This window comes from Enterococcus sp. GPZ-007, assembly GCF_059374735.1.
Window position 1 is genome coordinate 41,598 of sequence record NZ_JCAFYN010000019.1, and the last position, 19,555, is coordinate 61,152.

At 37.3% G+C, this 19,555-nt stretch carries 29 protein-coding genes; 7 read left to right on the forward strand and 22 right to left on the reverse strand.

Annotation, left to right across the window (positions count from 1 at the left end; translation table 11 throughout):
- Positions 1–256: 256 nt before the first annotated feature.
- The 17 genes from AC4J95_RS11295 to AC4J95_RS11375 all read right to left on the reverse strand — a co-directional run bounded on the left by AC4J95_RS11295 (position 257) and on the right by AC4J95_RS11375 (position 11,393).
- Positions 257–3,916, reverse strand: coding sequence for a hypothetical protein (locus AC4J95_RS11295; protein ID WP_494549968.1), 3,660 nt, complete (start codon positions 3,914–3,916; stop codon positions 257–259).
- Positions 3,898–4,392, reverse strand: coding sequence for a hypothetical protein (locus AC4J95_RS11300; RefSeq protein WP_494549969.1), 495 nt, complete (start codon positions 4,390–4,392; stop codon positions 3,898–3,900). The genes AC4J95_RS11295 and AC4J95_RS11300 overlap by 19 nt, the downstream gene beginning before the upstream one ends.
- Positions 4,393–4,410: 18 nt before the next feature.
- The gene (locus AC4J95_RS11305) at positions 4,411–4,959 is read right to left on the reverse strand and encodes a hypothetical protein (RefSeq protein ID WP_494549970.1); all 549 of its coding nucleotides are present in this window, start codon (positions 4,957–4,959) and stop codon (positions 4,411–4,413) included.
- A gap of 126 nt (positions 4,960–5,085) precedes the next feature.
- On the reverse strand, positions 5,086–5,457 hold the full coding sequence (locus tag AC4J95_RS11310; protein WP_494549971.1) for a phage replication protein: 372 nt from the start codon (positions 5,455–5,457) through the stop codon (positions 5,086–5,088).
- Between the two features lie 121 nt (positions 5,458–5,578).
- The gene (locus AC4J95_RS11315; protein ID WP_494549972.1) at positions 5,579–5,776 is read right to left on the reverse strand and encodes a hypothetical protein; all 198 of its coding nucleotides are present in this window, start codon (positions 5,774–5,776) and stop codon (positions 5,579–5,581) included.
- Between the two features lie 305 nt (positions 5,777–6,081).
- Positions 6,082–6,234 carry a hypothetical protein gene (locus AC4J95_RS11320; RefSeq protein WP_494549973.1) on the reverse strand — a complete coding sequence of 51 codons (153 nt, stop codon included), beginning with the start codon at positions 6,232–6,234 and terminating at the stop codon, positions 6,082–6,084.
- A 184-nt stretch (positions 6,235–6,418) separates the two neighbouring features.
- Positions 6,419–6,658 (reverse strand): LexA family protein, encoded by a 240-nt coding sequence (locus AC4J95_RS11325; RefSeq protein ID WP_494549974.1) that lies wholly within the window; start codon positions 6,656–6,658, stop codon positions 6,419–6,421.
- Positions 6,659–6,690: 32 nt separating this feature from the next.
- Positions 6,691–7,014, reverse strand: a complete 324-nt coding sequence (locus AC4J95_RS11330) for a hypothetical protein (protein ID WP_494549975.1) — start codon at positions 7,012–7,014, stop codon at positions 6,691–6,693.
- A gap of 74 nt (positions 7,015–7,088) precedes the next feature.
- Positions 7,089–7,913, reverse strand: coding sequence for an ATP-binding protein (locus tag AC4J95_RS11335; RefSeq protein ID WP_494549976.1), 825 nt, complete (start codon positions 7,911–7,913; stop codon positions 7,089–7,091).
- Positions 7,914–7,917: 4 nt separating this feature from the next.
- Positions 7,918–8,730 (reverse strand): DnaD domain-containing protein, encoded by an 813-nt coding sequence (locus AC4J95_RS11340; RefSeq protein ID WP_494549992.1) that lies wholly within the window; start codon positions 8,728–8,730, stop codon positions 7,918–7,920.
- Positions 8,731–8,783: 53 nt separating this feature from the next.
- Entirely contained in the window at positions 8,784–9,248 is a 465-nt protein-coding gene (locus AC4J95_RS11345; protein ID WP_494549977.1) for a hypothetical protein, read from the reverse strand.
- Positions 9,248–9,424, reverse strand: a complete 177-nt coding sequence (locus tag AC4J95_RS11350; protein WP_494549978.1) for a hypothetical protein — start codon at positions 9,422–9,424, stop codon at positions 9,248–9,250. Before AC4J95_RS11350 ends, AC4J95_RS11345 begins: the two co-directional genes overlap by 1 nt.
- Before the next feature lie 132 nt (positions 9,425–9,556).
- A complete protein-coding gene (locus AC4J95_RS11355) occupies positions 9,557–9,874 on the reverse strand; it encodes a hypothetical protein (protein ID WP_494549979.1) in 318 nt (105 codons plus the stop codon).
- Positions 9,867–10,163 (reverse strand): hypothetical protein, encoded by a 297-nt coding sequence (locus AC4J95_RS11360; protein WP_494549980.1) that lies wholly within the window; start codon positions 10,161–10,163, stop codon positions 9,867–9,869. Before AC4J95_RS11360 ends, AC4J95_RS11355 begins: the two co-directional genes overlap by 8 nt.
- Positions 10,164–10,369: 206 nt before the next feature.
- Entirely contained in the window at positions 10,370–10,666 is a 297-nt protein-coding gene (locus tag AC4J95_RS11365; RefSeq protein ID WP_494549981.1) for a DNA-binding protein, read from the reverse strand.
- Positions 10,667–10,697: 31 nt separating this feature from the next.
- A complete protein-coding gene (locus tag AC4J95_RS11370; RefSeq protein WP_494549982.1) occupies positions 10,698–11,132 on the reverse strand; it encodes a hypothetical protein in 435 nt (144 codons plus the stop codon).
- 72 nt (positions 11,133–11,204) lie between these two features.
- Positions 11,205–11,393, reverse strand: a complete 189-nt coding sequence (locus tag AC4J95_RS11375) for a helix-turn-helix domain-containing protein (RefSeq protein ID WP_494549983.1) — start codon at positions 11,391–11,393, stop codon at positions 11,205–11,207.
- Between the two features lie 158 nt (positions 11,394–11,551).
- On the opposite strand from AC4J95_RS11375, the gene AC4J95_RS11380 reads away from it, so the two are divergent.
- Both AC4J95_RS11380 and AC4J95_RS11385 read left to right on the forward strand, forming a co-directional pair.
- Positions 11,552–12,193: a helix-turn-helix domain-containing protein gene (locus AC4J95_RS11380; protein WP_494549984.1), complete on the forward strand. Its 642-nt coding sequence runs from the start codon at positions 11,552–11,554 to the stop codon at positions 12,191–12,193.
- Positions 12,194–12,360: 167 nt separating this feature from the next.
- Positions 12,361–13,527: a site-specific integrase gene (locus tag AC4J95_RS11385; RefSeq protein ID WP_494549985.1), complete on the forward strand. Its 1,167-nt coding sequence runs from the start codon at positions 12,361–12,363 to the stop codon at positions 13,525–13,527.
- 85 nt (positions 13,528–13,612) lie between these two features.
- Here AC4J95_RS11385 and AC4J95_RS11390 read toward each other — a convergent pair whose 3' ends face one another.
- Genes AC4J95_RS11390 through AC4J95_RS11400 form a run of 3 tightly spaced genes read right to left on the reverse strand, consistent with a single transcriptional unit; the run spans position 13,613 to position 14,647 of the window.
- Positions 13,613–13,936: a DUF1292 domain-containing protein gene (locus AC4J95_RS11390; protein WP_316405580.1), complete on the reverse strand. Its 324-nt coding sequence runs from the start codon at positions 13,934–13,936 to the stop codon at positions 13,613–13,615.
- A gap of 16 nt (positions 13,937–13,952) precedes the next feature.
- Complete coding sequence (gene ruvX / locus AC4J95_RS11395; RefSeq protein ID WP_316405581.1) at positions 13,953–14,381, reverse strand: Holliday junction resolvase RuvX; 429 nt, start codon at positions 14,379–14,381, stop codon at positions 13,953–13,955.
- On the reverse strand, positions 14,378–14,647 hold the full coding sequence (locus tag AC4J95_RS11400) for an IreB family regulatory phosphoprotein (protein WP_010739601.1): 270 nt from the start codon (positions 14,645–14,647) through the stop codon (positions 14,378–14,380). The genes ruvX and AC4J95_RS11400 overlap by 4 nt, the downstream gene beginning before the upstream one ends.
- Before the next feature lie 251 nt (positions 14,648–14,898).
- Here AC4J95_RS11400 and AC4J95_RS11405 point away from each other — a divergent pair, with 251 nt between their 5' ends.
- Positions 14,899–15,366 carry a TspO/MBR family protein gene (locus AC4J95_RS11405; RefSeq protein WP_316405582.1) on the forward strand — a complete coding sequence of 156 codons (468 nt, stop codon included), beginning with the start codon at positions 14,899–14,901 and terminating at the stop codon, positions 15,364–15,366.
- Between the two features lie 43 nt (positions 15,367–15,409).
- Here AC4J95_RS11405 and AC4J95_RS11410 read toward each other — a convergent pair whose 3' ends face one another.
- Positions 15,410–15,991, reverse strand: coding sequence for a GNAT family N-acetyltransferase (locus tag AC4J95_RS11410; RefSeq protein WP_316405583.1), 582 nt, complete (start codon positions 15,989–15,991; stop codon positions 15,410–15,412).
- Between the two features lie 128 nt (positions 15,992–16,119).
- Here AC4J95_RS11410 and AC4J95_RS11415 point away from each other — a divergent pair, with 128 nt between their 5' ends.
- Together AC4J95_RS11415 and AC4J95_RS11420 are read left to right on the forward strand one after the other, a co-directional pair.
- Positions 16,120–16,569, forward strand: a complete 450-nt coding sequence (locus AC4J95_RS11415; RefSeq protein WP_316405584.1) for a LytTR family DNA-binding domain-containing protein — start codon at positions 16,120–16,122, stop codon at positions 16,567–16,569.
- On the forward strand, positions 16,566–16,991 hold the full coding sequence (locus AC4J95_RS11420; RefSeq protein WP_316405585.1) for a DUF3021 family protein: 426 nt from the start codon (positions 16,566–16,568) through the stop codon (positions 16,989–16,991). Before AC4J95_RS11415 ends, AC4J95_RS11420 begins: the two co-directional genes overlap by 4 nt.
- A gap of 18 nt (positions 16,992–17,009) precedes the next feature.
- Here the strand turns inward: AC4J95_RS11420 and AC4J95_RS11425 are convergent, their stop codons facing one another.
- On the reverse strand, positions 17,010–17,774 hold the full coding sequence (locus AC4J95_RS11425; protein WP_494549986.1) for a class I SAM-dependent methyltransferase: 765 nt from the start codon (positions 17,772–17,774) through the stop codon (positions 17,010–17,012).
- Positions 17,775–17,938: 164 nt separating this feature from the next.
- Between AC4J95_RS11425 and AC4J95_RS11430 the strand changes: the two genes are divergently transcribed.
- Together AC4J95_RS11430 and AC4J95_RS11435 are read left to right on the forward strand one after the other, a co-directional pair.
- Positions 17,939–18,694 carry an ABC transporter ATP-binding protein gene (locus AC4J95_RS11430; RefSeq protein ID WP_494549987.1) on the forward strand — a complete coding sequence of 252 codons (756 nt, stop codon included), beginning with the start codon at positions 17,939–17,941 and terminating at the stop codon, positions 18,692–18,694.
- Positions 18,675–19,517, forward strand: coding sequence for an ABC transporter permease (locus tag AC4J95_RS11435; protein ID WP_494549988.1), 843 nt, complete (start codon positions 18,675–18,677; stop codon positions 19,515–19,517). The genes AC4J95_RS11430 and AC4J95_RS11435 overlap by 20 nt, the downstream gene beginning before the upstream one ends.
- Positions 19,518–19,555: the final 38 nt, after the last annotated feature.

A 19,555-nucleotide genomic window follows, 5' to 3' on the forward strand; every position in this document is an offset into this window, starting at 1 on the left:
GATTTTGAATAAAAAATAAGAGAAAGCCTAGAACATCGGGCTTCCTCTTACTTTTTTATGCTATTCTTCTTCAGTCATGAATATCTGTTGTTTTATCAAGGTTTCAAGTCACTTAAATGACAATAATTATATTTCAGAAAACAGCTTTCGTTTTGCTGTTATCTGATACATTCTAAGTAAATTCTTGGTCAATTTCTTAGTCAAAAGAATTCTTCATCTAACGTGGGGCGGCCGTTCACTTTGTGGGCGGTTTTTTTTATGCCATTCTGAACCTTCTGTTTGCTGCCATCACTACATCTTGAGTTCCAGTAGTATGGACGTGGTAACTCTGATTGTTATTACTGTTTGTGTTATAAACATTGTTGACAACAGTTGAAGTCGTGTGAGAAACACTCTGAGCCAATCCGGCGAATGTCCTTGAAATCTGACCACTTCTCAATTTTTCAAAGAATGGAACTCCCAAAGCAGATACTATTTTTTCTGGAATCACATATTCGCCATTGTCCAATAATGGATTTTCTGGTGAGTCTTGAATCTCAGCTTTATATCCAGTTGGAACAGTGATCAATCCACCGCTAGCTTTTGTTGTTTTACTCTTTTTCTTTTTCGAACTAGTACTTTCTTTTTTTGTCTCGGTAGTTTCTAGTTCAACAGCAATTTTAGTTGAATATTTTTCTTGTAATGCTGAATTAATCGCATCGCGGATCGTGTTACCTATGTTCAAACTATTTTTTAAACTGCTGTTGATTGCTTCAGCGATCTTAGTTCCAGCAGTTCCCGCTCCTTCGGCAGAAAGATTTTGTAATTTTTCTGACAAAACCTTTTGCAAATCAAGTTTATTCTTAAATCCTTCGTTTAACCTTTTTGCAAGTAGTTCCCCTAATTTATTAAACTCAGGAGGAAAGCTCTGAGTCAAATTAGCAACGATTTCATCCAAAGCCTGTGACATTCCAGATAAATTATTGACTATATCATCTGTAGCGACACTGGAAATACTACTAATTGCATTTTTAATGATATTGATTTTTTCAGTTAATGATTTTTCAGTTATTTGAAGTCCTTGTATTCCTACTAAAACATCGCCAATACTTTTTAACTCAGTAAAGACCGCCAAAACAGGGGATAATTCTGCTGCCTTAATTCCGCCAGACACAAAGTTGTTCAATGATTCAACAAGAGATCCGGAAGTAGCTGTTTTTATAAGTTTTTTTATAGTACCTATATTTTTTTCTACCTTCTCATCATTCAGTTTTAACTTTTGCAGCTCAGTTAGTTGATTTCCTACCTCAACGATATTTGATACAATACCACGCGAAATAAATGAATTGAACAGTTCAGCGATTGTATCGAATACTGAGCCATCGAAACCAAATTCGCTTAGGTTAGAAAGTACACTTTTGATCGCTTCTGTGTTTTTCTTGATTGTCTCATTCTCTAACTCTAATTTTTGTAGATCGATTAGCTGATTTCCAACACTAACAATATTACCGACTATTCCAAGTGATATGAACGAGTTCAACAACTCGCCTAGTTTCTCAAATACTGAGCCATCAAATCCAAATGTACTAAATTCAACTAAACTTGTTTTGATCGTCTCTATTTGGTCCTTCACCACTCCTGGATCAAGTTCTAACTCTTGAAGTCTGGTCAGTTGATTGCCGATACTAACAACATTGGCCACTATTCCAAGTTGAATAAACGAATTGATCATCTCAGCAATTTTTTCAAATGGGTTACCATCAAATGCTAGCATACCTATATCGGCTATTGCCGTCTTAATAGTTTCTATACTCGTTTTAATTCTTCCAGGGTCTAGTTCCATGCTCCCCACTGATGCCAGTGCTTTAGCGGTTAAATACAGTGTTCCTGCAATTCCGATAAGCGCCACAAGCCCACTAATCAGAAAGCCAGCCCCTATCCCCGAACTCATGATAGCACCTACAGCAATTGCCAAAACGCCAATCTCAGAAATAGACAACGCAATCTGCCCTATCTTAGCTTGAATCGAACCAAAGTCCGGGTCAATCTCTCCTACTTGCTGTAATGCCTTTGCAGCTAAATAGATATTTGCTGAAATCCCAGCGATTGTAGCAAGTCCGGCAATAATCATGTCTGGCTTTTTATCTGCAATAAAACCAACCGCCATTGTAAGAGCGCCCATGCCTACAATTGCTTCGCCAATTGCTAACAGTTTTGGCTGCAATCCTTTTAGATCACCTACTTTTTGAACTTCTTGTAACGATTTTGCAGCGAGATAGATATTCGCTGAAAGTCCGGCAATCGTCAGCATTTTCATGCCTAAACTCTTTAAATCATTGATCCCGATTGCCTTCAGTTCTTTAGATGATTTTGTAAAACCATCTAACCCCTTGAACGATGGAAGCTTTATCCCTAAATTTTGAAGAAAACCTAAACCTTTAAAAAGTCCACCAGTAGCTTTTAAAGCTAAGCCGGCTCCTTTTAAGCCAACAGCAAGTTTTAACAGATTCGGGATCACCGACCCCACCCAAGAGAAATCTGGCTTCTTACCTTCAGTCGATTTTGAAAGGTTATCGAATACCTTTTTAATAATATCTGTGAATGGGGCCATGCCTTTTACGAAATTATCTACGGTTCCTTGGCCAAAGATTGAATCCAAGCTTTCAGTTAAGAGTTTTTTTAGGTCTGCCGCAATTGGTTTTATTTTTTCCGGTAGCACCTTGACCATTTTTTTTATACCTTTTATGATTTTAGGCGTTAAATCTTTAAGCTTTTTATCCAAATTGTCTAAGTAGATAGGTATTGCAACTTCAAGACCTTCAGTATTTCCATCAGATAAGAAATTTTCCCAAGCGCCTTTCATCATTTTTAGTGATCCTTCATAAGTAGTTGCCGCTTCTTTAGCCGTTGTTCCTGCTATATTTTGAGCTTCCTGGGCGTTATGGATTGCGTCAATCATCATAGGTGCTGTCACTTGGCTTATATCTGTAATTTTATTATCTAGATTACCATAAGTATTAATCGCTTCGATTGCGCCTTCTTGTGTAGCCTTAAATCCTAATTTAAGGTTATCGAGCATCGTATAATTATTTTTCATTATTCCTTCATACGCATGCTGAACAGATCCAATATCTGTCCCGAATGTATTTGAATTATCAGACATATCTGTGATTGCTTTATCTACGTATTCGGCAGCTTTCTTTTTGTCACCATTTAAACTAGTAATTAAAGTTGCCGAATAAGATGTAGCCTGTTCTAAATAATCGTTTTTACTCAATCCGGCCGTTTTATATGCATCATCAGCTTTACTCATGATTTCTGGTGCTACTTCACCACCGAAGAGCTTTTCTACACCACCAGTATTCTGTTCTAGGTCACTAGCGGCATTTACTGAGTCCTTTAGTACCTTACCGGCAATTGCTAACTTACCGAGCGTTAACCCACCTATCGCTTTAATTAACCCAAATACCTTGTTAGAAAGGCCATCAATAGTATTACCAAAACCTACAACTTTATCCCCAGCCCCGCTAAAATCAATTGAAACTTTTTGACCATTTATTCTATCGATTTCTTGTTCTACTTTGTATAATTCAACATTGGCTGTACGAATCGGTTGAATTTCAGCATCTACTTCTAGTTTTTGACGATTCAAACTAGCAAGCTTCTGATCAATGTTTCTTAGCTCTTTGTCTGCATCGTCAACATTTTTCATTCCAAGTTTAATTTCTGTTTTCTGCTGGCGGAGTTCTCGCATCTCAGCAGCAATTCTTTGAGATTTATCTCGAAGCTTGTCAAGCTGTGCACTATCAATTTGTAACTGGTGTTTCTTGTCAGTTAAATCCTTCATTGTGCTCTTTGCTTTTGTAAGATCTCCATAAAAGGCTTTAAGGTTCGACTTTACATTGATTGAAAACTGGCCTACTCCTGATGCTGCCATGTGTCCTCTCCCCCGTCATCATTTGCTACAACCGTACTATTCTTTTTTGCAATAAAATCTAATTCTGATGCAAGACCTTTTGCTTTTGAATTAATCCACGGATTATCCTTGAAAATAAAACTTAATAAATCAATATTTGGAAGAGTCGCCACGATAGCCGTATCCAGTTGGAACATGCAACCGATAATTTCTTTTAATGGATTCTCCATAAGAGCCATTAGTTTTAGCCATGGCCCTACTGTCGTGTCAAGATTTTCAGCGATTTCTTTTATTTCTTGCATGTTATCGCCAAGGTCACCAGCAGCTTTCATGATTCGCGCCTTATCCTTTTCCGAAAGATCATGCAACATGACATTAATTTCTTTCAAGTCTTCGAGATTATCCTCGAAAACAACAATGGTGAAGCCTGTCTTTTTCGCTTTCTCTGAACGTGCTTTTGCTAACTGTTCTTCTAATTCTTTAACTTTATCTTTCATGTTTTAATCAATCTCCTTCTAGTATTTTCCTTCTGATTGCATCCACGCTGGTATTTTATTTTTCGGATTTTTAGCTACTATATTCGTTGTATCAATGGTTGCCGATTCTGTTTTACTTTTAGCTTTTACCTTTTTTTTGCTTTTAGCTTTTACTTTTTTTTCAAGTTCAGCCTTTTCTGCTTCTAGTTTTTTCTTTTCTGCTTTTAATTCGTCAAGTTTTGTCGTCATGGTATTACTCTCCTTCAAAATTTTTATAATAGTTCCGTTCTTGTATTCTTCAGCAAAAGCGAGCATCGCTTTTTGCTTTGCATTCTCAACAGTGTGTCTACTACACTTTAATAAAAATGCTGTTTCTGCTATGTTCTTTGGTTCTCTGGCAAGATAGTTATAAAAGAGGATTGCTTGCCCCCTTTTATCTAATGCCTGCCAAGCTTTGACAATTGCATATTTTTCTAATAGTCTCTTTTCGTATGTGTCCGCATATCCATCTAATAAATCATAATTGTATGATTCAGGTCTTAGTGACAATCGTCTAAGTTCAGACAACGATTGAAATCCATCTGTCATTCTCGACAACCTAGGGTAGTATTGAAAAATAGTTTTAGATTGCTTAACGACACTTGCCCTAAAGCGTTTCATATTATCATCCAAACAAAATCACACCACTTGAAGTAACTCCTATGAATAACCGAGTTATTTTAGATTTAGTTCATTTTTAATGGTTTCGAGTTCTTCTTGAATCTCGTCAATTCCAATTGATCGATAAGCAATTTCTAGAACACTCTTAGCAGCCTGAACCTTCGAACTTGGTGTTGATCTCTTATCGCTCATTACTTCTCTTAAAACTTCTACAGCTTCCTCTGAGGCCTTTTGAAGCCTAGCAGTTACTTGCTGCATAGCATCTCTTCTCAACTTCCGGTACTCTTCCAGAAATTTTTGGTCTTTAAGATATTTGTACCCAGTCGTTTTATTAATGCCGGCCATCTCACAAGCTTTCTCAATGTGAGGCGCTTCTAGTAATGCCTTTAAAAATCTATCCTGTCTGATATTTAATTCTATGGCCATAATTCCCACCCCCTTTTGTACCCAAAGAAGAATTAATGAGAGTTTTCCTTGATATGATCGGATTTCTTTTTCGGTAATTCTGTTTTGACCAAGAAATTGACCAAGTTTACTCATTATTTGGTTAAAGGATAATCGTAAATTTTTCACCCGGAATCCGATCAAGATGTTTGTCAAGCTGAGTTCTAGAAAAAACTTTGCCTTCATGAGTGATTGTTCCGTCCTCATTGTCATAACCGACAATTATCTTTAGGTTTCCCCCTCTTTGAACAATTGCCTTTTTGATGTCTTTTATTTGTTTCTGCAAGTATTTGACATTCATGTTCATCCCCCCTTTCTTCCGTTGATATTCGTTCATTTGTGTAGATCGTATCTTTAGACGAACAAATTATTCATTCATCTTCTAAGCTTAAAAATGAACTTCCTTACTGTTCAAAAACCTGTGATATAGCCATTTCTCGCCGCTGGATGAAATAAAAAAGAGGACACAAGAGATCCACCAGTAATCTGGCTTTCTCCTGTATCCTCTGGTTCTTCCTAGTAAGATACTGTTATTCGACTATCATTATTATATCATTTCCACCCCTAAATTGATACGTTCTCACGTTGTTTTAAAGTCACTTCCTGTTACTTTTTGGACTGTTCTTCTGTAAAAACATGAGATTCAGTAATGCAATATTGAACTACTTTCCCATCTTTTATGATAAATTTTACTTCGCCATATTCCGGCAATTCTACTACTTCTGCTCGCTGGCTATTATCAATATAAATTCTATCCAAAAACCTTACTTCCTTTCCCTGATACCTCTAAACATTTTGCTCGCTGCTTTTCCAATGTTAGCAATCGCTTTAGCTGCTCGGCTGAAGCTCACTGATAATTCACTAGAATCATATGAGCATTCCGTTACACTTCCATACTTTCTTTTCAATCTTTCTACCCTTCGATGTCGATCATTCATTTTCGTTAACCTTTCGTATTCAATTTTTCTAATAGTTTTTTTCCTTTTTCCGTGATCGTGATTGTTCTAGGTTTATACGGAATGTAGTTAATAAACCCACTTTCAGTTAATCGACACATTTCTTTTTGAATCGACGATGAAGATTTCAAATTTGATCCGGCTCCTATTTCTCGGACTGTTGGTGGATACCCTTGTTCTTTAATGAATTTATCAATAGCTATCAAAACGGAATTGCTCGTGGTCAAATGACTACACCTCTACTTTCTCGATTGTTTAGTTAGCGTAATGATCCACGCCAACCATCTAAATCTGCTGATTCAATTTGATCGATAAGCTTCGTCATATCTTTTACTTGCGCCTTGTAGGCTGCTAGGCCTTCTCTACGCTCTTCTTCTGTCTCAGCAATGAAATAGCCGCCATTTTCCCCGCTACGCTTAGCACAAACAGGAACGCCCTTTTTACGTAGACTATTGATGACCTCGTACACAACACGATCATCCACGTTCACTAGATTGCTAATTTCTCGAATCGCAATCTTATGTTCGCTGCCACTAGGGATCACATCTAGAACGTCACTTTCTAATGTATTCAATTGGCTCACTTCTAATACCTCCAATTTAATAAATTTTTGAGCTGTGCAGCTATGACTACACAGCTCGTTGAACTAATTTGAAATCACTTTCTCTTATCCTTTATTCCAGCAAAAGTAATTACTTTGATTCTGAACCTCATTCTTGAGTAAATCCTCGGATCAATCATTTTCTCTAAATCTTTCCAAGGAATATTGCTTGTAATTATCGTTGGCTTATTTTCTGCTCTCGCATCCATGACAGCATATAGTATTCTTGCTGAGAAATCTGATACATTGCCTTTCATATCCATAGGATTAATTTCACTGGCAATATCATCCAAAACTAAAATATCAGCATCGATCATTTGAGTAATAAATTTACCTTCGCTGTCCTGACTACTCTGATCGTTGTAACTGGCTCGAATACGTTGTTGGAGCGCTGGGAAATTCATAAACAAGCATCGTTTGCCATTTGCCAATGTATTAGCATTTCTAATCAATGCACTAGCAAGATGGGTTTTGCCGCATCCTGGTACTCCTTGGAGAAATACTGTTATCGGTTCACTGCTAGCAAGTGGTTCAATCAAGAGCTTGGCTTCTTGAAGAAGTCTCTTTTCTGTATCATTTTTTGTGAAGAATGTTTTGAATCCTCTGTCTAAAACAGACTTGTTGGATACAACGCTATTTTTATAAAGAAATTTTCTTCTTCCTTCTACACTGTCAGCATAATAAGCATCGCTATTTTCTTTAGACACTACCCCATCTCGTTGATCTTTATAGCAAACCGGACAAACGATCTCGCCATTTGGAAGCAACATTTTTTTATAGCGGGGATGTTCATTGCAATATTCATCCACTTCAAGGATTCCATTTGCATGTTCCATTAGATTCTCAGCTACTTCTTTAGGCAACCCGCTTAGTAAATCCATTAAATCACCACCCTAGATTGTCATACTCGCTTGACCCAGTATTTTCTAACTCTTTACCCACGCTATAGTCTGGCCACTGTCTCTTGGCATCGCTAGATTTATTCTTTTTATCCTCAGCCTTTACTTGATCCACTGAAAGATAGCAGTTCTGTTCCCAGTCTTTAAGTATGCTATTAACATATGCATATTTCTTTACTCCGTTATCTACTGCGATTCCCAAAGCGTGTAAGATTAATTCAATAGCCGCCGTTGTAGTCGTTCCGATCTTTTCAAAATCCTTAACCCAATAATCAAAATCTTGGACTGTTTTTGGTGCTAGGGTTCCGAATCCGTTTTGCTCCCAAAAATTGAAAACAGGTTTCAAAGATGATTGTTCTTTACTATTACTACTATCACTACCCTTACCTAACTCTAACCTATCCTTACCTAACCTAACCTGAGGCTCCATTTGGTATGACATTTGGTTGTCGGTTGGTATGTCAGAATTTACGTGAATTTTATATGCGTTATTTTCATCAAAAGAAAGTCTGCTCTTTTCGTCTTTATACATTGTTTCGTAATATCGATCAGGGCGAATGTAATTATGAATTTTCCAATCCTTAATCACGACAACGCCACTTTCGAATGGAATAATATATTGTTTCGTCATTAAGATAGTTAAGTCATCTTGACTCGCTCCTATGGTTCTTTGAACTTTTTTTGGACTCCCGACAAAACCATCATCATCTGCATTCATATTTAAATGAAAATATAGATTTTGAGCAGACGCTGGCATGTCAATAAATAAATCTGTATCTGTTATTTTTTTACTAAACATTCTTCTATTTGCCAATATCTATCCCCCTAAATTTTATTTGTAGCAGTCGATACTTATTCATCAATGAATCCTTTGTTAATGTCAGATAATGCACTTTCGACTTGTCCACTCATATGCTCTCGACAATCCCATAAAGACTGAGATAGGATTTCTAAACTTCCTTTGATTGCCTCATAGTTATCAATCAACTCTTTGGAGACCACATCCGACTGAAAATATTTCATTACTAAATCAAATTGGCAAAGTAAATTTTTCATATCTTTTAAATAGCAGTTCTTTAAATCATCAAATACTGGGTAATGATTTTTTAATCCCTCTTCAAAGGCTAGCTTCATCACCTTGATTTCTACATCATTTGCTGCAAAGTCCATAGACTCTCGAAGCTTTTCTGATTGCTGCACGCCTTCAAATTGTGACCAATACCTTTCTTTTAGCTTATAGCTTTTATCTACCAGGTCTTGAACATCGGCATTATTTTGCCTAACAATTTTATTCAATGTACTAGTATTCATTTGCATTATGATGCTACCTCCAGGGTCTCAAGATTTTCTGCTACTATGATTGTGTTACCAGACTCACTACCACATAAAAAGATTCCGTTTTGAAACTCCATTAAAATCTGTACAAAAGTTCCAGCAGCAAGATATTTCGATTTCTTTACTCGGCAAAAATCGCCTACTTCAATTTTTTTCATGATATACGCTCCATTCAATTTTGTGGTAAAATAGAGCAAAAGAACGGCTGTTCAAGCCCTTTAGTTGCCTTTATCTCGTTGCTTTGGTCGGCGTGTGAGATATTGGCTTTTTCTTTTGCTCTATTCATGGTTTTATCCCTCTAATTCGATTCCTAGTAGCTCTGCTAGTTGCTCGACATCAGCATAAAACATAGCTTGCAACACTTCTAGACCAATGTCAGGGGAGAATCTGGCCTCGCTAAGTTGATACATGTCTTGCACAACCGATTGAACTGTTGGTTGCTCAACGCCGTATACTTTCTTTTCATAGTCTTCAATCTCCGCAACAGCTTCACTAATCAACGCTTGGCCTTCTTTCACGGTAACATGATGAAATGCGGCTTCTAATCCGTTCAGAATGCGCGTTTTCTGACGATCAATTTCAATTGGATTTACTTGTTTTTTATTCATTATTAGCCCCTCCTGCTATTTCAGTCCCAAGAATATCGATCAATGCTAAAACACGCTGATATACATAATCCCGATACTCAGAATTAACATAAACATCTTCACCGTCTATATAAAAGTGCCCAAACGGTCTAGAAACTTCGGATAAATCTGCTAGCACTGACTTTACTGTGTGTTCTTCAGTATCTTTTTCCTCGGGCAGTAATCCAAGTTCTTCTTGGATACTTTCAATTGGTGTATCCATATCAAATTCCATTAATTGACTCATTAAATCTTTTACATTTTTGCTCATTTTTAAATTCCTCCTGTTTTTGCATTAAATGCAAAATCTATTCGTGCATCTGATGCACAATTCAATTGTCCTAACTAATAGTGTTTCTTTTTCTCGAAATCATCTGACCAAGATTTCAAAAATTCTAACAGTCCTTTGAGTGCTCTCTTAATATTTTTCATTTGATTTCTCCGCTTTTGCTCCCATCGCCCCACACGTTAGGAAAATTATTTTTTATGTTTCTCTAAAAAGGCGTCCGCATCTCTTTGGTCAATTTTTTCATAACCATCGATCATCACGACACGCAATCCCAACTTTTCGATAAATACGTATTTCAAAGTGTTATAGCTTGTATTCATGTAATGGGCTGCCTGCATATAGCCCATAAATCTTGGCAGCTCTAGCTTCTTCTTGTAATCAACAAGGAAAGCCATAGCCTGCTGTTTTCCTTCCTCTGCTGCGGCTTTCCTGACCTCTTCACGTAGGGATGGGGATAGGTCTAACTCGTCAATACTCAGTTTCATGGATGATTCCCTCCTAAATCATTTGCAAACGTTAGCCAAAGTATTTGACATTGTATTTAAGCATCGCTTCCAAAATCTCTTCAACTTCTTCAATCGGCAACGTATGAATATATGTCGCAACGATCATCTTATCTTCGACCTGAATCGTTTCGACATACTTCCACTTAGTAGCTCCTAAAAGCCCTTTTTCCTTCTTTACCCGTAAAGCCTTATAAAAACGCTTAGGTAATGCTCCGGTGCGAAATTCATTAGCAGCTCCTGCATCGATGACAATATCGATCGTTCCGTCCTCGTGGATACAGCAAACATTTTTGAAACGGATTTCCGGATAATATCCTGTTAGTTTTCTTACATCTAAAATCTCTTTACCATCATATTTAATCGAGCGTAGATTCTTTTTTTGGATTTTATCTAGCTCTTTTACTGGGATAGCGTAACGGCCATTGCTTTCTTGAAATACGTACATTTGTTTTCTCTCCTTCTACCCAGTTTTAGGTCTTGTGGTTGGACTCAATTTTTTTAATAACATTTTGAGAAATTAGCTACGATTTCGATCAGCTAACAACTCATCGATTGCCTTTTCTACACGTCCTTTCCGATCACCTCGCATTTCTGAGCGTAGCCAACGACTTAATGTTGCATCAGTTACTCCTGACTGCTTGGCAACCTCCCAGTATAAGATGCGGTTTGACTCGATCTTATTTCTAATTTCCAGGTTTGCTTTCATTTCCCCACCTCCTATCCTTCACTATTGACGTCATTTATCTTTTAACAAAAAGACGCTATCGACGTCTAAAATTACTATATCAACTGATTCGGAAGATGTCAACAATTATAATTGCTATCAGCGTCAAAAATTGATATATTGATAGTGGAGGTGAAGTAATGAGCATTGGAGAGAACATAAAAACAGTTCGCAAACTCAAGGGTTTAACTCAAGAAGAGTTGGCGATACAAATGGGAATTTCTAGATCCTATTTGGGTGATTTAGAAAAGAATAGACGAAACCCTAGCACCGAAACAGTTGAAAAGCTATCCGAAAAGCTTGGTGTATCTGTCTTATATCTAATAAAAGGAGTAGAAACTTTAGAAGATTACGGAGTCTTAACCGGGGCGGCTAGTTTTGATCCAGATGATTTTGGTGAATTGTATATTAATGATTCTATAAACACTACAATAAAACGATTAAAAAATTTAGCGTATACCGAGGAAAACAGAACTCAAATATTTCTTCTTTTTTCATTTTTGAATCTAATTGATTATCAGTCTGAAACTAAGGAAGACGTTATAATCAACTCCATTCTGACTTCTTTTCTTGATTCTACACATTTAATAAATAGCATTGTATCGTCTTATTTAACAACAGATTTGAAGGATATTTCTAACATAGAACTACACAAAGCTAATATTGATGAATACACTAACATCTATAAAGAATCTCAAAAAAGTATCATCGAGAATATAGAAAAAGTTGATGATATTCTTTTGAAGCATAAAAAAAAACACACCCACCCGTCTAATGACTAAGTGAGAGTGCAAGTTTTAGGAAAGAGAATCAATATCAGATGTTTGTTAGCATCTACAGCATAACAGAAATACAAGTTTCATGCAATATACAACCTCCTAATTGGATGAGTTAAAAACCATCCGATTATTACCCATCGCCCCACGTTAGGTACTGGGAGGAAAACACAATGGCAACACAAAAGAAAAAGAATCCAATCAAAAAATATACAAAAAAAGACGGATCAACCGCCTATATGTTCAAAGCATACTTAGGCATTGATCCTGAAACAGGGAAAGAGGTTCACACTACACGGCGTGGATTTAGCTCATCAAAAAAAGCCAAGCTTGCCCTATCTCGGCTAAAGCTTGACTATGAAGAAAACGGCTTGAAGAAAGACGAAAATGAGACCTTCAAGCAAGTTTATGAATTATGGGTTGAAACCTATAAAACGACTGTTAAAGAAGTCACGTTTATTAAAAATGAGATCAAGTTTAATAAATGGATCCTGCCCGTTTATGGTGAACTTCGCATTAAAGAAGTCACTGTAAAACGAGCGCAACAAATTGTTAATACTTGGGCAAAAGAGACCGATCAATACAAAGTTCTTCATTCAACAGCTAAACGAATCTTTGAGTATGCTATCAGCCTTGGCGTTATCCAGTATAATCCATTGGCCCATGTCATGATGCCTAAACGCCCCAAAAAGGCCGTTAGCGGCGATCCAGTTAAAGTCTACACCAAAGATCAACTAAAAGCTCTTTTTAGCTATATTGACTCTCTGAAGCCGAATTACAGCAATGACTATAATAAAACGTTGCTACGCTTTCTATTTTATAGCGGCTGCCGTATTAGCGAAGCTCTGGCTCTCAATTGGTCAGATATTGATTTTGAAGAGAATAATGTTCTAATCAATAAAACACTAAGCCAGACGAAACACGGCTATAAAATTAGCGATCCTAAAACAGATAAGAGCGCCGCTAGGATCACTCTTGATGCTGAAACAATTGCGATCCTGAAGAAATGGCAAATCAATCAGCGCAAGTACATGTTAAGTCTTGGTATCACCGATCCGACTATGATATTCTGCGGCATCTACAAACAAATGATTACCCATCATGCTATTTATGTTCGTATGCAGACTATAACAGGTAAATGCGGCATACCTTTTCTTGGACTTCATGTGACACGTCACACCCATGCCAGCCTTCTTTTAGATGCTGGCGCAAGCATGAAAGAAGTCCAAGACCGTTTACGTCATGCAAAGATTTCTATGACTATGGACACCTACGGACATCTAAGCAAAGAGACAAAAGACAAGACGATAGAAAAGCTTGTCGCGCACCTAAATTTTTAAGTGTCTTGGTCAATGTCTTGGTCAAACAAAAAACAGAAAAGGAGAAACCTTGTTGCACCAAGGTTTCTCCTACAAATAAAGCTTATTATTCTTCTTCCGTCATGAATGTATTGAATACTTCTTCAATCATATCCCACTCAGCGTCAGTTTCGATTTGTTGCAATTCGCCTTCGCTGCCGTCTTCGTTTTCAACATACGCGTAAGCCTGTAATTCAACATCTTCATCTTCAGGAGCGCCCGCTGGATAAAGTAATACATAGTTGCGGTTAAATTCTTCTTGACCATCAATTGTCAAAAGAATTTCATAAAGCGTTTCATTTCCTTCATCATCTACTAAAGTGATCACTTCATGTTCGTCGTGGTCATGATCATGTTCATGATCATGGTCGTGTGTGTGTTCATGTGCCATATACTATTCCTCTTTTCTAAAGTTTGTTGCTGGTTCGATCAAGATAATTTTGCAAGATCATGACCGCCGCGAGTTTATCAATGACTTTTTTTCTTTTTGACCGAGAGACATCCGCCTGTTCGACTAACATACGCTCCGCTTGAACTGTCGTAAGGCGCTCATCTTGAAATTCCACCGGTAAATCAAAAAGCTCTTTGATTTTATCCGCATAAGCCATCGAAGCTTCCGCTCGAGGACCAATCGAATTATTCATGTTTTTGGGAAGTCCCACTACAAATTTGGTGACTTGGTATTCTTTGACTAACTCACCTAAACGTTCAAAACCAAACTTCCCTTTTTCTTCGTTGATTCGGATGATTTCGACTCCTTGAGCCGTCCAGCCAAATGGATCGCTCACTGCAATTCCAACAGTTTTTGAGCCGACATCTAGTCCCATCACTCTCATCGAATATCTATACCGTGATCTTTCAGGTAGTATTTAACCAAAACTTCCATGACTTCATCGCGCTCATGACGACGAATCAAGTTCCGTGCATCTTGATAACGAGGAATATACGCAGGATCTCCTGATAATAAATAGCCGACGATTTGGTTGATCGGGTTGTAGCCTTTTTCAGCTAATGCGTTGTAGACGATCGTCAATGTTTCGCTGATCTCTTTCTTACGGTTGTCATCAAAATCAAAACGGACTGTTTCATCTGTGTATCCCATTTTCTCACACCTCTCCTTGGACTTATCAACAATTACATTTTACTAAAAGAAGACAAAACTTACAAATTTTGCAAGTTGCCAATCTCTTGGCTTTAGAAAATCTTCCGAATTATTATAACATGCTTTTGCTAATAGTATGTTACTTTTCTTAAGCATCTTTTTTTCTTTTAACGATAATGCTAGCTATACTTAAATGAGTAAATCATCTACTGGAGTGAAACTTAACTTCTAAAAACATTGGAGGCAGATTTATGCTAAATAGATTTTTTAAATTACTCGCCTGTATCATTGGCGTTGAATTAATCGGTTCATTATCCGGCTTCTTCGCCGGCGACATACCAGCTGTTTACGCTCAGTTGAACAAACCCTTTCTGGCACCACCAGGAAATATCGTAGGAATCGTCTGGACAGTTCTTTATGCGTTAATTGGCCTAGCCTTATTTCTCGTGATCGACAGCAAAGAAGCAAAGAGCAAAACGACGTCTTATTTTCTATTCGGTATTCAGCTAGTGCTTAATTTCATTTGGAGTATTATTTTCTTCGGCGGTTCCCACTTTTGGATTGCTTCATTTATCAGTCTTTTCTTGTTGATCACAATCGTCTTCAGCATCCGCGAGTTTCGCAGTATATCAAAGGGAGCGGCTATTTGTTTTATCCCTTACTTGATTTGGATCTGTTACGCGACATACCTTTCTTTTGGGTTGGCCATCTTAAATTAAACCCTTTTCAGAGCAGACACCAGAATAATTCTGATGTCTGCTTTTAATTCTCAAAATCCTTAATTAAAATGGCTGTCTCTCCAATACCGTAATCCCCTTCTCCATACAAAGAAGTATATTCTTCTGCCAAAAACTCCTTCATTTCTGCATCAGTACGTTCGAATCCCGCTTTTTCATAGGACCTGATTGCTCGAACATTTCGATTAGAAGGCGCAATTATCAATTGATCAATCGCTAAATATTGATTTAGGTAATCGCTTAGAGCAAGTATGGCATCATTCCCATAGCCATGTCCACAGCTTGCTTCATCTTTCATCCAAATATCCAGTTCAGCATAATTTTGCTTTAGATGAAAAGCAGAATAACTGATAAATCCTATCGCTTCCTCTTTAGTCATAATCAGAAAACCTTGACCTTTTTTTGGTTGGGCCCCAGTAAAAAAATACTCTTCATAATAATCCGAACAAAAATCTTGATAGGAAGCGATCGGTTTTTCAGGATAATCAGGCGGTCCGCTATGTGATTTTGTTGTTTCTGATTGAAAACACCATTCATAAATACGTCGGCGATCAACTAAGGTAGCTGCTACTAAATGAATTTTCTTTCCATCGATCATTGATTTCATCCCCTTTTCCTACTTATTGTTTCCTAATTTGATTATACTTTACCTCGAAATAATCTGCTTGCTCGATTTGACCTTTATTAATCAGAATTGCTATAATTTTGTGAATAACATGTAGAAAGGACAAGCTGGTGAAAACATCTGTCGAAATAATCGAAAAAACACAAGAAGAAATTGCCGATTTTAAGGTTTATGAAGTAACCAATACTTTGCAAAACGTTTTAGCGATTCTTAAAGAGGAAAAACGGTTTCTAGTTGGAGAAGAAAATGGGGCTCATTACAAGATTCCTTTTTTTGATGTTCTTTACATCGAAGTCGTTGATAAGAAGAGCTTTATTTACACAAAGAATCTAGTTTGCCAAAGTAACGAAAAGCTTTACCAGTTGGAAGAAAAGCTGGTGCCCCATAAGTTCATTCGTGTTGGAAAATCCATGTTGTTGAACATTGAAGCTATCAAAGCTGTTTCACCTACCTTGAGCGGCCGCTTTGAAGCTATTTTGATCAACGATGAACGTGTTGCTGTCTCAAGAAAATATGTTCCTGATTTGAAAAAGGGCTTAGGAATGAGGAAACGTATATGAGAATTATCGAATACCTGAAAAGTGTTTTCCGTTTATCTTCCATGATTTTCACCTTGTTAGCAGCCATTAATTTACTCCTTAATAAACAGACATTGTTTGAGATTATTGAATACATGCTGGTAGTTTCCTTTATTTCTGGCTTGCTCCGTTTTATCATTGAAGATAAAGACAGCTACTCAAATCGCAGGATTATCATAAATCAGCTAGTCTATATTGGATTGATTCTTTTACAAATCATTATCGGTGACGTTATCTATGGCTGGGAATTGGGTTTTAGTGGTATTGCTCAAAATCTCGGAATCGTCTTATTGATTTATGCCTTCATCAAATTCTTTATCTATAGCAACGATAAAAAAGAAGCAGACGAGATCAATGAACTTATTCAACAAAAAAGAGAAGAACATCAAAGAGAATCAGAATAATCTGATTCTCTTTGATGTTTATTGGGCGACCACAATTAAGCGCGTACTTTCTTTGTCATATGGATTTTGATCATAGTCACCAAAAATTTGAACTTTTTTGAATCCCGCTTTTTTCAACAGCAACCGATACTCCTCATCCAGAATGATCTTATAAACAATATCATATTGATTGTTTTCCATTCGATCTGGTGAGTGATACAAATCCAATACATGAATCGTTTGAAATTCTTCATCTTGTTCCTTAACAAATACACGACTAAAATCCTCACGATTAACGACAACTTCAATTGGCGGGAGCGACAAGTTATGATGCGTCGTCCCTGTTGTTAACACCAATAACCCATTTTGGTTCAAGCGTGCCTTCATTGATTTGAGTGCTGTAACCAAATCTGCTTCCGTGTGTAAATGCGGAAGTGCCGTAGTTAAACAGACAATTGCGTCAAAACACTCTGAAAAAACCTCTTCTAAATATCTAAAATCGCATTGATGCAGGGGTATTTTCTTGCTGCTTTTAGTTAAGTTTTTCTCTGCGACCTCTAGCATGGCAGCGGAATAATCCGACCCCGTTACTGTTAATTCCATTTCAGACAGCATAAATAAATGCTGCCCCGTTCCACACGCGCAATCTAAAACAGTACTTACCTCGTGTTCTGCAAAAAGATTTTTGAAGAAGTCTTTCTCTGCTCCTAAATACTGATCAATCTCGCCAAACTCATCGTAATCATATGCAAAAACACTATACTTATCTTCCATCTCTCTCACCTCGAACATCATTTGATTCATTATAGCAAATCCTCTTCGCAATTATTTTTTTCACATAAACATCTCTCGTCTTTTACTTTTTTTCACCTTAGAAGGAGTTATCGACCACTTGGAGAAAATCCATTGTTTCAGCTAAAAAAGTTGATTATAGTGGGTTTATCAAGAAGAGCAAAGGAGAAATCACTATGAAGGAACTAGTAAAAATCACTAATTTAGCAAAACGATATAATCATCAAGATGTTCTAAAATCAATTTCATTTTCAATCAATGAAGGAGAATTATTCTCGATTCTTGGACCAAACGGCGCTGGAAAATCTACCTTAATTTCTTTGATCCTAGGTCTGTCTAAACCTGATACAGGTGAAATCTTGTTTGAAGGAACAAAACTTGACTCTGATTCGATTGAACTAAAAACTATGATTTCTGTCGTTTTTCAAAACAGCATTTTAGATCCAGACTTGTCCGTCAAAGAGAATTTATTCTTACGCGCTTACTTTTATACGAACAATTGGAAGCAAGCGAAACAACTAGCAAAGGAAAAATTAGCCGATGTTCAGGCGTCTCACTTGTTGAATAAGTGTTATGGCGTTTTATCGGGCGGTGAAAGACGAAAAGTCGACATTGCGCGCGCACTTCTTAATACCCCTAAGCTGCTTTTCTTGGATGAACCAACAACTGGGCTCGATATCAGCTCACGGGCGGATATGTGGCACCTGATCCATCAATTGAAAGAAAAATATCATATGACTATTGTGTTGACAACACACTATATGGAGGAAGCCAGGGATTCAGATAACATTTTGATGCTGGATGCAGGCAAAATGATGGCATTCGATACACCAGAAACCTTAAAACAGACCTATCATTGTTTAACACTAGAAGACGTTTTTTTAGCCATAGTTGAAAAAGGGAGAGAAAATTATGAATGCATTAGTTTATAGAGGGTTACTATTATTTTTCAAAAACAAACAAGCAGTGATTGGTTCTTTTATCGGTGCGCTGATTATGATTGTCCTATATGTCTTTTTGTTGGGAGATAGTTTAGTCAATTCTCTGTCTGTTTTATCACAACCAAAGTTAGTCGTAGATACCTGGATGTTAGCTGGTGTCATCGGGATCGCGTCTGCTAGTTCTACACTTGGCTCGGTCAGTCTGATGATTCGCGACAAAGAACGTAATGTTTATACAGATTTTATGATTTCGCCAATCTCAAAAAGTAAAATCATGCTGGGATATTTTTTCAGTACATTCTTGATCTCTTTACTAGTTACTTTAGCGGTGATCGTGATTGCCGAAATTTATATTGTAATGCTTTCAAAGGGAGAATTACTGACTTTGCCGCAACTTGGTCTGCTATTTCTTGTTAGCCTGTTAACAGTCTTCTGTTCTTCTGCTTTCATGTTCTTTATCGCCAGCTTTTTCCGCCGCATCGATACATTTTCAACGATGACCTCGGTGATTGGCCCATTAATTGGCTTCCTGACTGGTTGTTATGTTCCTATCGGCAGTTTACCTGACATGGCTCAAACTGTGGTTCAATATTTTCCATTAACCAGCGGCGTTGTTTTGATTCGTCGCATCCTGACAGAAAATGTATTTACCGCTGCTGATGAACCCGCGATGGCTACGATTAAAGAAGAGCTGGGAATCGTAATGAATGGTCAAAATGATATTCTACTGCCGATCCTTATCCTGCTAGTTTCAAGTTGTATTTTCTTAGCGCTTGCTTTGTGGAATGTGAAGCGGGTTGAAATCAAAAGATAGTTAATACAAAAAAACTCTTGAGGTATAAACCTCAAGAG

Excerpts from the sequence above, each read along its gene's own strand:
- AC4J95_RS11310 (WP_494549971.1), bottom strand. The coding sequence starts at position 5,457 with ATGGCCATAGAATTAAATATCAGACAGGATAGATTTTTAAAGGCATTA.
- AC4J95_RS11335 (WP_494549976.1), bottom strand. The coding sequence starts at position 7,913 with ATGGATTTACTAAGCGGGTTGCCTAAAGAAGTAGCTGAGAATCTAATG.
- AC4J95_RS11355 (WP_494549979.1), bottom strand. The coding sequence starts at position 9,874 with ATGAATAAAAAACAAGTAAATCCAATTGAAATTGATCGTCAGAAAACG.
- AC4J95_RS11360 (WP_494549980.1), bottom strand. The coding sequence starts at position 10,163 with ATGAGCAAAAATGTAAAAGATTTAATGAGTCAATTAATGGAATTTGAT.
- AC4J95_RS11400 (WP_010739601.1), bottom strand. The coding sequence starts at position 14,647 with ATGGGATACACAGATGAAACAGTCCGTTTTGATTTTGATGACAACCGT.
- AC4J95_RS11350 (WP_494549978.1), bottom strand. The coding sequence starts at position 9,424 with ATGAAAAAAATTGAAGTAGGCGATTTTTGCCGAGTAAAGAAATCGAAA.
- AC4J95_RS11365 (WP_494549981.1), bottom strand. The coding sequence starts at position 10,666 with ATGAAACTGAGTATTGACGAGTTAGACCTATCCCCATCCCTACGTGAA.
- AC4J95_RS11345 (WP_494549977.1), bottom strand. The coding sequence starts at position 9,248 with ATGCAAATGAATACTAGTACATTGAATAAAATTGTTAGGCAAAATAAT.
- AC4J95_RS11390 (WP_316405580.1), bottom strand. The coding sequence starts at position 13,936 with ATGGCACATGAACACACACACGACCATGATCATGAACATGATCATGAC.
- AC4J95_RS11385 (WP_494549985.1), top strand. The coding sequence starts at position 12,361 with ATGGCAACACAAAAGAAAAAGAATCCAATCAAAAAATATACAAAAAAA.
- AC4J95_RS11425 (WP_494549986.1), bottom strand. The coding sequence starts at position 17,774 with ATGAATCAAATGATGTTCGAGGTGAGAGAGATGGAAGATAAGTATAGT.
- AC4J95_RS11380 (WP_494549984.1), top strand. The coding sequence starts at position 11,552 with ATGAGCATTGGAGAGAACATAAAAACAGTTCGCAAACTCAAGGGTTTA.
- AC4J95_RS11295 (WP_494549968.1), bottom strand. The coding sequence starts at position 3,916 with ATGGCAGCATCAGGAGTAGGCCAGTTTTCAATCAATGTAAAGTCGAAC.
- ruvX (WP_316405581.1), bottom strand. The coding sequence starts at position 14,381 with ATGAGAGTGATGGGACTAGATGTCGGCTCAAAAACTGTTGGAATTGCA.
- AC4J95_RS11305 (WP_494549970.1), bottom strand. The coding sequence starts at position 4,959 with ATGACAGATGGATTTCAATCGTTGTCTGAACTTAGACGATTGTCACTA.
- AC4J95_RS11370 (WP_494549982.1), bottom strand. The coding sequence starts at position 11,132 with ATGTACGTATTTCAAGAAAGCAATGGCCGTTACGCTATCCCAGTAAAA.
- AC4J95_RS11315 (WP_494549972.1), bottom strand. The coding sequence starts at position 5,776 with ATGAATGTCAAATACTTGCAGAAACAAATAAAAGACATCAAAAAGGCA.
- AC4J95_RS11435 (WP_494549988.1), top strand. The coding sequence starts at position 18,675 with ATGAATGCATTAGTTTATAGAGGGTTACTATTATTTTTCAAAAACAAA.
- AC4J95_RS11300 (WP_494549969.1), bottom strand. The coding sequence starts at position 4,392 with ATGAAAGATAAAGTTAAAGAATTAGAAGAACAGTTAGCAAAAGCACGT.
- AC4J95_RS11405 (WP_316405582.1), top strand. The coding sequence starts at position 14,899 with ATGCTAAATAGATTTTTTAAATTACTCGCCTGTATCATTGGCGTTGAA.
- AC4J95_RS11420 (WP_316405585.1), top strand. The coding sequence starts at position 16,566 with ATGAGAATTATCGAATACCTGAAAAGTGTTTTCCGTTTATCTTCCATG.
- AC4J95_RS11410 (WP_316405583.1), bottom strand. The coding sequence starts at position 15,991 with ATGAAATCAATGATCGATGGAAAGAAAATTCATTTAGTAGCAGCTACC.
- AC4J95_RS11430 (WP_494549987.1), top strand. The coding sequence starts at position 17,939 with ATGAAGGAACTAGTAAAAATCACTAATTTAGCAAAACGATATAATCAT.
- AC4J95_RS11375 (WP_494549983.1), bottom strand. The coding sequence starts at position 11,393 with ATGAAAGCAAACCTGGAAATTAGAAATAAGATCGAGTCAAACCGCATC.
- AC4J95_RS11340 (WP_494549992.1), bottom strand. The coding sequence starts at position 8,730 with ATGTTTAGTAAAAAAATAACAGATACAGATTTATTTATTGACATGCCA.